This is a genomic window from Actinoplanes sp. NPDC049668, assembly GCF_044465445.1.
GTDB lineage: Bacteria > Actinomycetota > Actinomycetes > Mycobacteriales > Micromonosporaceae > Actinoplanes.
The window spans coordinates 281917-296290 of the sequence record NZ_JBITLR010000008.1; the positions used below are offsets into that span (position 1 = coordinate 281917).

The window sequence follows — 14374 nt, forward strand, 5'->3', positions numbered from 1 at the left end:
CGCCGGCGCGGGCTCGACTCGGGTCCGCGCCGCCTATCCGATCCGGGCCGCCTAGCCGATCCGGGGGTGGGCCTCCTCGATCGCCGACACCTCCAGGTAGTCCAGCATGTCGGCCTGCTCCGCCGGCGCGAGCGCGTAGAACGCCTCGTAGGCCGAGGACCGGGCGTGCGGGGTCTCCGCCGCCAGCAGGGCGATGATCGCCGACCACGCCAGCGAGACCCGGTCGAAGAGCCGCGCGGTCCGCAGCGAGGTCAGCCGGCTCAGCATCGCCACCTTCGTCGCGGCGTCGTCGTCGACCGGGATCCGGTCCGACAGCTCGAAGAGCGCCTTGCCGCGATAGGGGTGCTCGGCCTCGATCAGGCGGGCCAGCTCCGCGTTGTCCATCTGGTCGACGGGCGGCGCGGGCCCACGCCGGGGCAGGCGCGCCGGGGAGTCCTCAGCGGGCACGGCTGTCCCGCCCGCTCTCGAAACCCACGCCCGGCACCTGATGCGGCAGCGTCGGGCGGCTCTGGAACGTGGGGAACGGCGGCGACGGCATCACCGGCTGCTCCGGTGCCGCATCGGTGTCGGCGGTCTGCTCGACCGCCTCATCGATCTCACGCACGCTGTCCTCCGCGTCCTCCACTTTCCGTCCCAGCACAGTTTGTCCTCCGTTGCCGACTTTCGCTGTGTTGGCGTCCCTATGAGATCACGCCACGTCAAACCCGGCGACCGCAGCCTCCGGTATCTTGCCGACATCACCCGACCCGACGACCGCCGTAATGTTGCGGCAATACATTGATACTTGTCGGTCGGCAAACAGTGTCGACGAATACTGAGAGTAGGTATCCGTGGACGGGGGCACAAACACCACGGGTCCGGTACGCGAGTGGCGATCGGCCATGATCGACGTATCCGGGCTGTCGCTCGCGGAGCTGGCGGCGGACGCCGCGCCGGGCCCGGCGGACGACTCGGCGCTGGCGAACTGCCTGCGCCGGCTCGCCGACGACCTGGTCCGGCCGGGCGAACCGATCGCCGGCTTCAACTCGGCGCTCTGAGGGGATCATGACGCGATCCGGGATCGCCGGCGCGCGCCCGCACCGGCTCAGCGACGGCGCCTTCGCCGCGCTCGGTGCGGGCCGCCCCGACGCCGCGACCGTCGGCGAGCTCCGCCGCGCCCAGCTCAGCCGCCACCTGTTGCTGCTGCGCGAGATCGCCGCGACCGCTCCGGCGCCGGGGCTCGCGAGCCTGGTCGCGCAGGAGCGCTCGGATCCCCCGCGGGTACGCGAACTGCTCGCCCGGCCGCTGACCGGGGTGTGGGCGGCGAGTTACCTGAGCGCGCTGCGGGTCGGAAGTCTGCCCGAAAAGGCAGATGACGGATACCTGGCGGACCTCGCCGCGGCGCCGGGCCGGGCCGGGCGCCTGCTCACCGCCGCACACGACGGGTTGTCGATCTCGGTGCGGGTCGAGGACCGGGATCCCCTGCGGTCCCGGCTCGGGCTGACGCCGGCCGGCCGGCTCACCGACGCGCAGGCGGCGCGCTGGCAGGAGCTCTTCGCCGGCGCCTGGCGGCTGCTGGTCGGCCGGGCCCGGCCGCAGGCCGAGGTGCTGGCCGCGGTCCTGGACTGCGTCGTCCCCGTCGAGGCCGATCCGGCCGCCCGGGGCATCAGCGCGACCTCCGCGGACGCGTTCGGCGCCGTCGCCATGTCCGAGCCCGCCGACGCCACCGCGCTCGCGGTCGGGCTGCTGCACGAGACCCAGCACAGCGTCCTGAACGCGGTGAACTACCTCTTCGACCTGCACGAGGAGCCGGACGCCCTCGGCTACTCACCGTGGCGCGACGACCCCCGCCCCGCCTCCGGAATATTGCACGGCGCCTATGCCTATCTGAGCGTCGCCCGCTTCCGGCGGGCACACGCCGACGATCCGCTGGACGCCTTCGAGTTCGCCAGGTGGCGCTCGGCCGTGGTCACCGCGGCGGACGAGCTGCTGTCCGGGGGCGGGCTCACCGCGGCGGGCAGCCGGTTCGTGACCGCGCTGCGCGCCGAGGCGCTGCCCTGGCTGGACGAGCCGGTCGCGCCCGCGGCGGCGCGCCTCGCAGCCGGCGCGAACGCGGACCACCGCCTGCGCTGGCGGCTGCGGAACCTGAGCGTCGACCCCGCGGATGCCCGCGCCCTCGCCGGGGCGTGGCGCCGCGGCGACTCCCCGCCGCGCGTCGCGTCCCGCCTGCGCGCGGCCCCGCGCCGGGCGCTGGAGGCGAGCGCTCGGCTGGACCTGGCGCACGCCGTGCTCCGCGGCGAGCCGGCGTACGGGACGGGCGGTGATCTCGCGTACGTCCGGGGCGAGCGGGATGCGGCCGTGCGCGCGTACGCCGGGAGTTTGATGTCGGTTCCGGGTGACGACGCGGCCTGGGCGGGTCTGGTCCTGGCCGGCGGCCTGAGCGCCGAGCCGGAGGTCCTCGCGGCCGCCTACCGCGCGCTGAACGACCGAAATGTCGACCCCATCACGCTCGCGACCTGGCTTTCTTCGTAAGTTCGCTCAGATCGGGCAACGCGGCACCGATGAGACCCCCTGTTGGAGGTGGGTCATGGGTCCGATCGACAAGACCATGGATAGTGTGCGACGCGGTGTCGACCACTCCATGATCTTCACATCGCTGCTGCTGCTCGCGTGGCCGGCGATGTTCGCCGACCTGGGCGAACCGGGCGCCGGCCTGCCCGACCTGATCGCCGGCCTCGCCACGGTCATCCTCCTCGGCATCGGCGTGACAGTCCTCGCCCGCCGCTGGCCGCTGCTGCAGTTCCTGCCGGTCGCCGGCGCGGTCGTCATGGCCGGCTACTGGTCCGCCCGGAACGGCATCAGCCCGGCGCTGACCTGGCTCGTCATCGCCGTCGCCGCGACCATCCTGCTCCGCCAGTTCTTCGGCGCCCGCACCACCGAGGGCCTCGTCCGGGACCTCACCCGGCAGCGCGCCCAGCTGGCGCACCAGGCGAGCCGCGACCCGCTGACCGAGCTCGGCAACCGCAAGCTGTTCCTGGACCACGCCGTCGACGCGCTGGCGACCGCCGAGGACACCATGACCGCCGTGATCCTGGTCGACCTGGACGGGTTCAAGGAGGTCAACGACGCCTACGGGCACGCGACCGGCGACGAGCTGCTGCGCACCGCGGCGGAGCGGCTGACCGCGAACGTGCGCAACAACGACACCGTCTCCCGCCTCGACGGCGACGAGTTCGTGGTGCTGCTCCCCCGGCTCGCCGACGACACGATCGCCGACACGGTGGCCAACCGGATCCTGCGCGACCTGGCACAGCCCCTGGTGGTCGGCGACACCGTGCTGACCATCCCGGCCAGCGCCGGCATCGCCCTGACCCGCGGCAGCGGCATGGCGGTCGACGACCTGATGCGCGAGGCCGACCTCGCCCTCTACCAGGCCAAGGACGAGGGCAAGGGCGTCGCCCGCCGCTTCGACCCGGCCCAGTTCGCCCGGGCCGAGCAGCGCCGCCGCGAGGAGGCCGACCTGCGCCGCGCCCTCGACGACGAAGAGTTCGAGGTGCACTACCAGCCGATCGTCGACCTGAACGGCGAGAACACGGTCGGCGTCGAGGCACTGGTCCGCTGGAACCACCCCGAGCGGGGCATGCTGCCGCCCGCCGCCTTCCTGGACATGGCCGAGTCGCTGGGCCTGCTGCCGCGCCTCGGCGGCTGGGTGCTCGAGCAGGCCTGCATGCAGGCCGCGAAGTGGCAGGAGCAGATGCCCGGCTTCGAGCTCAACGTGAACCTCTCCGCCAGCCAGCTCGGCAAGCCCGACCTGGTCGACGAGGTCCGCTCCGTGCTGGAGCGGACCGGCCTCAAGCCGTCGCTGCTGATCCTGGAGCTGACCGAGTCGGTCGCGCTGGTCGACCTGACCGAGTCGGCGCGGGTGCTGAGCGCGCTGAAGACGCTCGGCGTCCGGATCGCGCTGGACGACTTCGGCACCGGTTTCTCGTCGCTGAGCCACCTCGGCCGGCTGCCCGTCGACGTCGTGAAGATCGACAGGTCGTTCGTGCAGGCCATGCAGGAGAACGGCGCGTCGGTCGCCGAGGCCGTGCTGCAGATCGCCCGGACCTTCAACCTGGCGCCGGTCGCCGAGGGCGTCGAGGACGCGGCGCAGGCCGCCCGCCTGCGCGAGCTCGAGTGCGCGCAGGCGCAGGGCTACCACTTCGCCCGGCCGATGCCGGCCGGCGACCTGACCGCGCTGCTGAACCGCCAGTCGGCGCTCTCGTCCTGACCTGACCCGTTACAGCGGCGGCGGCTCGATCTCCGTCTCGAGGCGCACGCCCGCCAGCGCGCGGGTCAGCAGCGGGTGGCTGTCGCCGCAGTACTTCTGCAGCTCGTCGATCGCGAGCTGGGTCGACAGCTCGTCGCCGGAGTCGAGCGAGACGTTGAACGCACACGCCAGCGTGTGCGGATGCTCCGCGCCGCGCTGCACGCGGGAGCGCGCGAGCGTGTCGACCGCGATCTCCCGGGCCCGCTGCGCCTCGCCGGTCGCGACCAGGTCGGCCGCCATCCCGTTGGCGCAGCTCAGCGTGAACGGGTGGTCCGCGCCGACACTGCGCCGCAGCCCGCCGAGCGCCTCCGAGTCCATCGCGCGTGCCTGCTCGAACCGGCCGGTGGCACGCACGACGCCGGCCAGGTTGGTCGCCGCGGCCAGCGTGAACGGGTGCTCGGCGCCGAGCACCGTCCGGTAGTCGGCGACCGCGCGCTCCAGCAGCCGGTGCGCCCCGTCGAGGTCGCCGTTCGCCCAGGCGCAGTTGGCCAGCGACACCACCGCGCCGAGCGTCTCGACGTTCTGGTCGCCGAACCGCTGCCGGAACAGCTCGACGTTGGCCTCGGCGAGCTCACGGGCCTGCGGCAGGCCGCAGCGCCGGGCCGCGATCGCCGCGAACCGGCCGGCCCAGAGCGCCATCGGGTGCCCGGGGCCGAGTGCCTCGGCGTGCCCGCCGTTCAGCACCTCGGTCGCGCCGGCGTAGTCGCCCAGGCCGACCAGGTCGAACGCCAGCCCGGCCCGCGAGGACAGCGTCTCCGGATGCCCCTCCACGAAGATCATCTGACGGTGCCGCAGCACCTGCTCGTCCAGCGCCCGCGCGCCCCGGAAGTCGCCGAGCAGCCGCAGGTCGACCGCGAGATTGTTGGCGCAGCGCAGCGCCGTCGGGAAGCTCTCGCCGAACAGGCGGCGGTAGCGCACCAGGTTGTCCGCGTCGAGCTGGCGGGCCTGGCCGAAGTGACCCTGCATCCGCAGGTCGGCGCCGACACTGTTCGCCGTCGCGAGGGTGGTCTCGTCGTCCGCGCCGAGCACCTCGCGCTGCGAGCGCAGCGTCCGCGCGTTCAGGTCCCGGGCCTCCGCCGTGCGCCCGACCGAACGCAGGGCGTTGGCCAGGTGGAACGAGGCCAGCAGCGTCTGCTCGTCGACCTCGCCGAGGTCGTCGCGCCAGCGGGCCACCGCCTGGGCCGCCAGCTCCCGGCTGGAGTCCCAGTCGCCCCGCGCGTACAGGTACCGGATGCAGTTGATCACCAGCTGGCGGATCTCCTCGGCCTCTCCGCCGAGCACGTCCGCGTGGACCAGGTGCGCGACGATCGCCGAGTACCGCGGCCAGTGCGCCGGGTTGTCCGGGTCGCCGGGGTCGGCCGCGGCCAGCATCGCGCGCACCGAACGCTGCAGCGCGGCGTGCCGCTCCGAGCTGAGCTGCTGGCCGACCATGCCGCGGACCAGCGGATGCACGAGCACGCTCTCGCCGGGCGGATCGAGGTCGGCGAGCCCGTACCGGCCGATCAGGCGCAGCGCGGCCTTGAGCCGCCGCTCGATGCGGACCGTGCGGTCCAGCTCGGCCGAGACCCGGCCCCGGGCGGCCCAGAGCAGCTCCCACGACACCGGGGCGCTGGCCAGGAACGCGCAGAGCTCGAGCAGCTCGTACGCGGCCGGCGACGCCTCGGACAGGGCGTCCGCGGACAGCCCCCACGCCACCCGGATCGGCGTCGGGAAGGCCAGCTCCTCGGAGCGCTCGGCATGGCGGCGCAGATACTCCGCGGCGCTCCAGCCCGTCGCCCTGCGCACCGCGGCCGCCTGGTCGAGCGCCATCGGCACGTCGGCGAGCCGCTCGGCCAGCAGCTCCGCGTCGTCGGTCGACAGCTCGGGGCCGCGCAGCCGCAGCAGGTCCACACTGTCCGTACGGTCGAAGGCCGCGACCGGGACCGCCTGCGCGACCTCGGCCGACCACCGGGGGTTGCGGGAGGTGACCAGCACGTGCCCGGCGCCGTCCGGCAGGTAGGGCCGGATGTCCTCGGGCCGGTTCGCGTTGGCGAAGACGATCAGCCAGTTGCGGTGCGGCTCGCCGCGGCTCAGGGCGTCGCGCACCGCGAGCAGCGTCGACTCGAGGTCCCGGGCCTCGGGCAGTTTCAGCTCCTGGGCCAGGCCGACGAGGGCGGCGCGCATGCCGGCCGTCTGCTCGGCGGGAATCCACCAGACCAGGTCGTAGTCGTCGGCGTACCGGTAGACGTACTCGACGGCGAGCTGGGTGCGCCCGCTGCCGCCGATCTCGTGTCCCTCCGCAGGCAGCAGGGCCACCGGGCCGTCGCCGAGCGAGTTGCGCACCTCGACGAGGAGCCTTTCACGACCTACGAAATGCGGATTGCGCGGCGGCAGGCCACCCTGGATCGGCACGCCGCCCTCCCCAGGTGACTCGGCCGTCTACTGTCGTGGTCCCGACTACCGTACGTGGAACCGCCACCACAGCGGAAGCTAAAGCCGATCGGAAAGGCACCGGTGTCCGAGGAACCTGTGACGAGTCTCGAGCGCGAGGACGACGTGGTGACGGTCGCCCTGCGCGGCGAGGTGGACGTCCTCAACGTGGGAAAGGTCCGCGTCTCGCTGGAGGAGGCTCTCGAGAGCCGGCCGCGAACCATCGTGGTCGACCTGTCCGGACTGTCCTTCATCGACTCGACCGGGCTGGGGGCGCTGACCTTCGGCTTCCAGCGGGCCCGGGACGCCGGTATCGGCTTCCGGCTCGCCCGGCCGAGCCCCGCGGTGCGCCAGATCCTCGTGCTGAGCGGCCTGCTCGAGGTCGTCGAGCTCAGCGAGTGAACCGCGCGCCCGGTGCCCGGCCGGGGGTGTGCCGTCAGCCGGCCCAGACGTACTCGCGGGCCGGTACCGCCGCCGCCGAGCGGAAGAGGTTGTTGACCGTCGCCGCCTCGGTGGCGTTCGGGTTGGCGTTCTTGCAGGCGACCGGCGCGCTGCTGCCCGACATCAGGTCGGCACACAGGCCCGTACGGCGGTCCGGGAGGCCGAGGATGTGGCCGAACTCGTGCGCCGCGATCCTCGGGGTGTAGTAGCCGTCGTTCACGGCCTCCCGGCCCATGTACCAGCGCCCGTTGCCGAGCGACGTCGAGTAGGTACGCGGCCAGCCGTTGTCCGCGTACACCCGGATGTTCGGGGTCCGGCCCGCCGGGACCGGCTGGAGCTGGACGTTCGTGACCTTGCTGTTCCAGATCTGTGCGCCCTGGTGGACGACCGCCACGAACTCCTGTGCCTGACTGGCGTCGTAGTACAGGATCCGGGCCGCCGCCGCGGCCGGCGCGGCCGTGGCGACCTGTAGGCCGATCAGCATCGCGACGGCTACCAGCGCGGCGGACAGTCTCTTACGCAGCATCGATGACCTCCCTGGGGGTGGTGGGACGGGTGTCCACACCGTAGCCATTGAGAGACGATTATCGATGCAGCTAGGTCATACCGGTTGCGGCCTCATCGTCATGTGATGGCCGCCGGCGCGGCGGGCGCCGCCGGGTAGGCCACGCCGATGCCGGGGCCGGCCGGGCCGACGTCGCCGCGGCGCCGGCCCGCCAGCAGCATCAGCGAGAGCAGCGACGCACCCAGCGCGAGGGCGCCGGCGGCGTACCAGGCCGCGTCGTAGTCGCCGAGCCGGTCGCGGACCAGCCCCGCCGCGGTCGCCGCGAGGGCCGCGCCGAACTGATGTGACGCGAAGACCCAGCCGAAGACGACCGCGCCGCTCGCGCCGAAGTACTCGCGGCAGAGCGCGACGGTCGGCGGCACCGTCGCGACCCAGTCCAGGCCGTAGAAGAGGATGAAGACGACCATGCTCGGGTGCGCGGTCGCGGCGAACAGCGACGGCAGCACCAGCAGGGACAGCCCGCGCAGCGCGTAGTAGCCGCCCAGCAGCCAGCGGCTGTCGACCCGGTCGGTGAGCCAGCCCGAGGCGATCGTCCCCACGATGTCGAAGAGGCCGACCAGGGCCAGCAGGCCGGCCGCGGTCGTCTCGGTCATGCCGTGGTCGTGCGCGGCCGGGATGAAGTGGGTGCCGACGAGCCCGTTGGTGGTCGCGCCGCAGATCGCGAACCCGCCCGCGAGCAGCCAGAACGGCCGGGTCCGCGCGGCCTGGCCGAGCGCGCGCAGCGCCGCTCGGGCCGCGCCGCCGGGCGCCACCGGCGCCGGGGCCGGGTCGCCGGGCCCGGCACCGTACGCGGTCACGCCGAGGTCGGCGGGCCGGTCGCGCAGCCGCCACCAGACCAGGGGCACGACGCTCAACGCCGCGGCCGCCACCGTCAGCGCCGCGGCCCGCCAGCCGAACTCGCCGGTCAGCCGGGCCAGCACCGGCAGGAAGACGAGCTGGCCGGCGGCGCCGCCGGCGGTCAGCACGCCGACGACCAGCCCGCGCCGGGCCACGAACCAGCGGTTCGCCACGACCGCGACGAAGGCGAGCGCCATCGAGCCGGTGCCGAGGCCGACGAGCACGCCCCAGCAGAGGACCAGCTGCCAGCTCTGCGTCATGAAGACCGTGAGGCCGCTACCCGCCGAGACGAGCACCAGCGCGGCGGCCACCACCCGGCGCATCCCGAACTTCTCCATCAGCGCCGCCGCGAACGGGGCGGTGAGGCCGTACAGGAGCAGGTTGACGGAGACGGCCGCGGAGATGGTCCCCAGCGACCAGCCGAACTCCTCGTGCAGGGGCCGGAGCAGCACCGACGGCGTGGCGCGGAAGCCGGCCGCGCCGACCAGGGCGACGAAGGCGACGGCGGCGACGTACCAGGCGGGGTGCGGGCGGCGAGTGATCACCAGACCAATTCTGCGGAACGCGAGCCGGTCCGACGAGTGGCCGGAGAGCCATGATGCGCAAGAATCAGGCCATGACCCATGCGATCGCGATGGTGGCCCTCGACGGCGTGGTCGGCTTCGACCTCGGCGTGCCGCCGCAGGTCTTCGGCGCCGCCCGGGACCCCGGCGACCGGCCCTTCTACTCGGTCACCACCTGCGCGCCGGGCGGCCGGGCGGTGCGCCCCGAGCGTGGCGGCTTCCAGGTCGTGCCGGACCACGACCTCACGCCGCTCGCCACGGCCGACACCGTCCTGGTGCCGGGCGTGAGCGGCGGCCCGGTGCTGACGACCGGCCAGGTCGACCCGGAGGTGACCGCCGCGCTGCGCGCCGCGCACGCGCGCGGCGCCCGGATCATCTCGATCTGCACCGGCGCCTCGGTGCTCGCCGCGGCCGGCCTGCTCGACGGGCGCACCGCGGCCAGCCACTGGGCCTGGGCCCGGCGCCTGCGCCGCCTCTATCCCCGGGTCGACTGGGACTTCGACGTGCTGTTCCACGACGACGGCGACGTGCTCACCTCGGCGGGCGTCGGCGCCGGCGTCGACCTGTGCCTGCACGTCGTGCGCAACGACCACGGCACCGCGGTGGCCAATCAGGCCGCCCGCCGCTGCGTGGTGCCGCCGTGGCGCGACGGCGGGCAGGCGCAGTACATCGAGCAGCCGGTGCCGGCGGCGCCCGGCGGCGGCACCGAGCCGACCCGGGCCTGGGCGCTGCGCCGGCTGGCCGAGCCGGTGAGCCTGGAGGAGATGGCCGGCCACGCCCGGATGAGCGTGCGCACGTTCACCCGCCGGTTCCGCGACGAGACCGGGCTGAGCCCGCAGAAGTGGCTGCTGCGGCAGCGGGTCGCGCACGCCCGGCTGCTGCTCGAGTCGACCGACCTGAGCGTCGATCTGGTCGCCCGGCGCTCCGGGCTGGGCAGCGCCACGGCGCTACGGCAGCACCTGCAGGCCACGATCGGGGTGCCGCCGACGGCCTACCGCCGGACATTCCGTCAGACGTAGCCGCCTCAGATAACGCGGTAAGTGTCCGATGGGACGAACGTGGACCAGACCTTCCGCCCACTGCTTGACGCCCTCAAGCAGATCGGCATCGACCCGGCCGCGGTGGACGCCGCGGCCGACGAGGCGCAGCGCAGCGGCCGGTCGGTGCGCGCGGTCCTGATCAACGACCAGGTCGTCACCGAGGAGCAGCTGACCGAGGCGGCCGCGGCCGCGTTCGGCATCAACACCCTCGACCTGGTCGGCTACACCCCCGAACCGGCCGCGCTCAAGCGCATCCCGCTCGCCGTCGTGCTGCGCCACCGCGTGCTCGGCCTGTCGATGGCCGACGGCGAACTCGTGGTCGGCGTCACCGACCCCGGCGACGTGGTGGCGCTCGACGACGTCCGCGCCTCCACCGGCATGACGATCCGCCCGGTGGTGGTCGCCCGCAGCGAGGTCCGCCGGATCATCGAGCGGCTGCAGCGCGAGGACAGCGACCTCGGCGACATGGCCGACCAGTCGCTCGACGACCAGCCCATGGCCGCGCAGGCGACCAGCGTCGACGACGCGCCGATCGTGCGCTACGTCAACAACCTGATCGAGCAGGCGATCCAGAACCGCGCCTCCGACCTGCACCTGGAGCCGGGCGAGGACGAGATGCGGGTGCGCTACCGCATCGACGGCGTCCTGCACGAGCTCGACACCGTGCCGCGCGGCGGCATGGCGGCGCTGACCTCGCGCCTGAAGATCATGTCGGGCGTCGACATCACCGAGAAGCGGGTGCCGCAGAACGGCCGCATCACGGTCCTGATCCGGGACCGTCAGGTCGACCTGCGTACCGCGACCCTGCCGACCGTGTGGGGCGAGAAGATCGTCCTGCGGGTGCTCGACACCGGCGGCATCGACCTCGACATGACCAAGCTGGGCTTCACCCAGCACAACCTGAACCGCTTCGCGGAGTCGTTCAGCAAGCCGCACGGCATGGTCCTGGTCACCGGTCCCACCGGCTCCGGCAAGTCCACCACCCTGTACGCGACGCTGGGCCGGATCAGCAAGCCCGAGATCAACGTCATCACGGTCGAGGACCCGGTCGAGTACCGGCTGCGCGGCATCAACCAGGTCCAGGTGAACGCCAAGGCCGGCCTGACCTTCGCCGCGGTGCTGCCGGCCATCCTGCGCTCCGACCCCGACGTCGTACTGATCGGCGAGATCCGGGACAGCAACACGGCGCAGATCGCCACCGAGGCCTCGCTGACCGGCCACCTCGTGCTCTCCACCCTGCACACCAACGACGCGCCCGGCGCGGTCACCCGGCTCACCGAGATGGGCATCGAGCCGTTCCTGGTCGGCTCGTCGCTGGACTGCGTGCTGGCACAGCGGCTCGCCCGCCGGCTCTGCGACTGGTGCAAGGAGGCGTACCTGCCGACCGAGGAGGAGCTGGAGGGCGCCCGCTGGCCGCTGCAGGACCTCCGGATCCCGGAGGCGCTCTACCGGCCGGTCGGCTGCCGCAACTGCGCGAACACCGGCTACCGCGGGCGGCTCGCGCTGCACGAGGTCATGCCGATCTCGCCCGAGATCGAGTCGCTGACCATCCGCCGGGCCTCCTCCAACGAGATCCGCGAGGTCGCCCTCGACCAGGGCATGTACGAGCTGCGCTCGGACGGCCTGGCCAAGGCGGCCGGCGGCCTCACGTCGATCCGGGAGGTCTCCCGCGTCGCAATCTGAGCCGGCGGAGAGTACGCCACCGTGCGGAAGCTCGCGCATTTTTCGTGAAAAAGACCCTAAACCATCTCTGCGGCATGCCGAATGAGAAGGGCATTCAGTTTTCACGACCAGATTGCCGGTGCAGCCCATGTACACGCTCGACCACGAGATCCCGCATCAGGCGGGGCCGGTTGACCCGGCCGCGCCCGGCGGGGGTGATCTGGCGGTACTGGACCAGATGCTGATCAGCCTCGTCGAATCCCGCGGCTCCGACCTGCACCTGACCGTCGGCTCCCCGCCGATGATCCGGGTCGACGGCAGCCTGACCCCGCTGCCCGGCTACGGCAAGCTCAACTCCGCCGACACCGCCCTGCTGGCCCGCGCGGCCGTCTCGGCGGAGCAGTGGGAGACGTTCCAGCGCGTCCAGGAGATGGACTTCGCGCACAGCATCGTCGGCGTCTCCCGGTTCCGCGGGAACCTCTACATCCAGCGCAACTCGTGCGGCGCCGTCTTCCGGGCCATCCCCCACAAGATCAAACCGCTGGACGAGCTGGGCATGCCCGAGTCCGTCGCCCGCTTCGCACACCTGCCGCGCGGCCTGGTGCTGGTGACCGGCCCGACCGGATCCGGCAAGACGACCACCCTCGCCTCGGTGCTCGACCTGGCGAACCGCAGCCGCTCGGCGCACATCATCACCATCGAGGACCCGATCGAGTTCCTGCACCCGCACAAGCGCAGCCTGGTCAACCAGCGTGAGGTCGGCTCCGACACGGAGACCTTCCCGCAGGCGCTCAAGCACGCGCTGCGCCAGGACCCCGACATCATCCTCGTCGGCGAGCTCCGCGACCTCGAGACGACAGCGACGGCGCTGACCGCCGCCGAGACCGGTCACCTGGTGCTGGCGACCCTGCACACGCAGAGCGCGACCCAGACCATCGACCGCGTCATCGACATCTTCCCGCCACACCAGCAACTCCAGATCCGCGCGCAGCTGGCGGCGAGCCTCCAGGGCGTCGTCACTCAGGCGCTGGCGCCGCGCGCCGATGGTAAGGGCAGAACGGTGGTCTGCGAGATCCTCACCGCGACGCCAGCCATCCGGAGCCTGATCCGCGAGGGCAAGTCGCACCAGATCCCGTCGTTCATGCAGGCCGGCGGCAACGACGGCATGCTCGCCTTCGACCAGCACCTCGCGGACCGCGTCCGCGAGGGCCTGGTCACGATGAACGCCGCCCTCGAGATCTGCCACTCCGCGGAAGAGCTCAAGCGGCTGATCGGACGGATGTGACGTATGCCGGCCACCAAGACGTTCAGCTACAGCAGCATCGACTCGCACGGTCGCAAGACCAAGGGCAAGGTGGATGCCGCGAACGAGGCCGCGGCGACGCAGCTGCTTCGGCAGCGCGGCGAGGTGCCGCTTGAGCTGAGCGCGGCCGGCGTCGGACTCAACGCGGACATCAAGATTCCCGGCCTGGGCAACCGGGTCAAGCTCAAGGACCTCGCGGTCTTCTCCCGACAGTTCGCCACCATGACCTCCTCGGGCATGTCGCTGCTGCGGTCGCTGGCGATCCTCGAGGAGCAGTCCTCGGCGCCGGCGCTCAAGCGGGCGGTCGGCGAGATCAGCTCGGACGTCGCGGGCGGCGTGTCGCTCTCGGCCGCCATGGGCAAGCACGACCGGATCTTCCCGCGCCTGATGGTCGCGATGATCCGCGCCGGCGAGACCGGCGGCATGATCGACCGCGCCCTCGAGCAGGTCGCGGAGAGCCTGGAGAAGGACACCGCGCTCCGCGGCAAGATCAAGAGCGCGCTGACCTACCCCGCGATCGTGCTCGCCTTCACGTTCGTGCTGATCGCGGCCGTGCTGATCTTCATCGTCCCGGTGTTCGAACAGATGTTCAAGAACCTGGGCGGCGAGCTGCCGGCGATCACCCAGTTCCTGGTCGACACGAGCCACAACATGTGGTGGATCGGTCCGCTCGTGGTGGGACTCGGCATCGGCGGGTCGATCCTCTACAAGCGCAAGTCCCGGGAGAGCGAGGACTTCCGGCTCAAGGTCGACCGGCTGAAGCTCCGGTTGCCGGTCTTCGGGTCGCTGTTCCGCAAGCTCGCGATGAGCCGGTTCTCGCGCAACCTCGGCCTGCTGCTCAACGTCGGCGTGCCCGTCATGCAGGCACTGTCCGTGGTCGGCGAGACCACCGGCAACGAGGTCATCAACATCGCCATGCGCGATGTCCAGTCCGCCGTACGCGACGGTCAGACGATGTCCTCGGCGCTGCGCCACCACAAGGTCTTCCCCGAGATGGTCACGCAGATGATCGAGGTCGGGGAAGAAAGCGGTCAGATCAGTCAGATGCTCGACAAGGTTGCCGATTTCTATGACCGAGAGGTCGACAGCGCGGCCGACTCACTAACTGCATCGATCGAACCGATCATGGTTCTCGTCATGGGCACCGTGGTCGGCGGAATGGTGATCTGTCTGTACCTACCGATGTTCACCATCTATCAGAACATCCAGGGCTGACCCCCTGGAGTGACCGGTCTCCGGTCGACGTCGGGCGCCCGAGCCCGAACA

General features: G+C 72.2%; 13 protein-coding genes. 8 read left to right on the forward strand and 5 right to left on the reverse strand.

The features are described 5' to 3' along the window. Positions 1-51 precede the first annotated feature (51 nt). Positions 52-447: a hypothetical protein gene (locus tag ACIBSW_RS32265; RefSeq protein ID WP_354720096.1), complete on the reverse strand. Its 396-nt coding sequence runs from the start codon at positions 445-447 to the stop codon at positions 52-54. Continuing rightward, a complete protein-coding gene (locus ACIBSW_RS32270; RefSeq protein WP_354720094.1) occupies positions 437-604 on the reverse strand; it encodes a hypothetical protein in 168 nt (55 codons plus the stop codon). The genes ACIBSW_RS32265 and ACIBSW_RS32270 overlap by 11 nt, the downstream gene beginning before the upstream one ends. Positions 605-881: 277 nt before the next feature. On the opposite strand from ACIBSW_RS32270, the gene fxsA reads away from it, so the two are divergent. The 3 genes from fxsA to ACIBSW_RS32285 all read left to right on the forward strand — a co-directional run bounded on the left by fxsA (position 882) and on the right by ACIBSW_RS32285 (position 4249). After that, positions 882-1037 (forward strand): FxSxx-COOH cyclophane-containing RiPP peptide, encoded by a 156-nt coding sequence (gene fxsA, locus ACIBSW_RS32275; protein ID WP_354720092.1) that lies wholly within the window; start codon positions 882-884, stop codon positions 1035-1037. Between the two features lie 7 nt (positions 1038-1044). Next, positions 1045-2511 (forward strand): aKG-HExxH-type peptide beta-hydroxylase, encoded by a 1467-nt coding sequence (locus ACIBSW_RS32280; protein ID WP_354720091.1) that lies wholly within the window; start codon positions 1045-1047, stop codon positions 2509-2511. Positions 2512-2620: 109 nt separating this feature from the next. After that, positions 2621-4249: an EAL domain-containing protein gene (locus ACIBSW_RS32285; protein WP_354720088.1), complete on the forward strand. Its 1629-nt coding sequence runs from the start codon at positions 2621-2623 to the stop codon at positions 4247-4249. Positions 4250-4258: 9 nt separating this feature from the next. On the opposite strand, the gene fxsT is transcribed toward ACIBSW_RS32285, so the two are convergent. Next, positions 4259-6679 (reverse strand): FxSxx-COOH system tetratricopeptide repeat protein, encoded by a 2421-nt coding sequence (fxsT, locus tag ACIBSW_RS32290; protein ID WP_354720086.1) that lies wholly within the window; start codon positions 6677-6679, stop codon positions 4259-4261. Between the two features lie 117 nt (positions 6680-6796). On the opposite strand from fxsT, the gene ACIBSW_RS32295 reads away from it, so the two are divergent. Further along, the gene (locus tag ACIBSW_RS32295; RefSeq protein ID WP_404799525.1) at positions 6797-7099 is read left to right on the forward strand and encodes an STAS domain-containing protein; all 303 of its coding nucleotides are present in this window, start codon (positions 6797-6799) and stop codon (positions 7097-7099) included. 34 nt (positions 7100-7133) lie between these two features. On the opposite strand, the gene ACIBSW_RS32300 is transcribed toward ACIBSW_RS32295, so the two are convergent. Continuing rightward, positions 7134-7664 (reverse strand): snapalysin family zinc-dependent metalloprotease, encoded by a 531-nt coding sequence (locus ACIBSW_RS32300; protein WP_354720082.1) that lies wholly within the window; start codon positions 7662-7664, stop codon positions 7134-7136. A gap of 98 nt (positions 7665-7762) precedes the next feature. After that, entirely contained in the window at positions 7763-9082 is a 1320-nt protein-coding gene (locus ACIBSW_RS32305; RefSeq protein ID WP_354720160.1) for an MFS transporter, read from the reverse strand. Positions 9083-9138: 56 nt separating this feature from the next. Here ACIBSW_RS32305 and ACIBSW_RS32310 point away from each other — a divergent pair, with 56 nt between their 5' ends. The 4 genes from ACIBSW_RS32310 (at position 9139) to ACIBSW_RS32325 (ending at position 14323) form a co-directional block, all read left to right on the forward strand. Further along, a complete protein-coding gene (locus ACIBSW_RS32310) occupies positions 9139-10122 on the forward strand; it encodes a GlxA family transcriptional regulator (RefSeq protein WP_404799526.1) in 984 nt (327 codons plus the stop codon). A gap of 21 nt (positions 10123-10143) precedes the next feature. After that, positions 10144-11826 (forward strand): ATPase, T2SS/T4P/T4SS family, encoded by a 1683-nt coding sequence (locus ACIBSW_RS32315; protein ID WP_354720078.1) that lies wholly within the window; start codon positions 10144-10146, stop codon positions 11824-11826. A gap of 127 nt (positions 11827-11953) precedes the next feature. Then, positions 11954-13090, forward strand: a complete 1137-nt coding sequence (locus ACIBSW_RS32320) for a type IV pilus twitching motility protein PilT (RefSeq protein WP_354720076.1) — start codon at positions 11954-11956, stop codon at positions 13088-13090. Positions 13091-13093: 3 nt separating this feature from the next. Next, on the forward strand, positions 13094-14323 hold the full coding sequence (locus ACIBSW_RS32325; RefSeq protein ID WP_354720074.1) for a type II secretion system F family protein: 1230 nt from the start codon (positions 13094-13096) through the stop codon (positions 14321-14323). Positions 14324-14374 lie beyond the last annotated feature (51 nt).

Excerpts from the sequence above, each read along its gene's own strand:
- fxsA (WP_354720092.1), top strand. The coding sequence starts at position 882 with ATGATCGACGTATCCGGGCTGTCGCTCGCGGAGCTGGCGGCGGACGCC.
- ACIBSW_RS32280 (WP_354720091.1), top strand. The coding sequence starts at position 1,045 with ATGACGCGATCCGGGATCGCCGGCGCGCGCCCGCACCGGCTCAGCGAC.
- ACIBSW_RS32285 (WP_354720088.1), top strand. The coding sequence starts at position 2,621 with ATGATCTTCACATCGCTGCTGCTGCTCGCGTGGCCGGCGATGTTCGCC.
- ACIBSW_RS32300 (WP_354720082.1), bottom strand. The coding sequence starts at position 7,664 with ATGCTGCGTAAGAGACTGTCCGCCGCGCTGGTAGCCGTCGCGATGCTG.
- ACIBSW_RS32310 (WP_404799526.1), top strand. The coding sequence starts at position 9,139 with ATGCGCAAGAATCAGGCCATGACCCATGCGATCGCGATGGTGGCCCTC.
- ACIBSW_RS32320 (WP_354720076.1), top strand. The coding sequence starts at position 11,954 with ATGTACACGCTCGACCACGAGATCCCGCATCAGGCGGGGCCGGTTGAC.
- ACIBSW_RS32325 (WP_354720074.1), top strand. The coding sequence starts at position 13,094 with ATGCCGGCCACCAAGACGTTCAGCTACAGCAGCATCGACTCGCACGGT.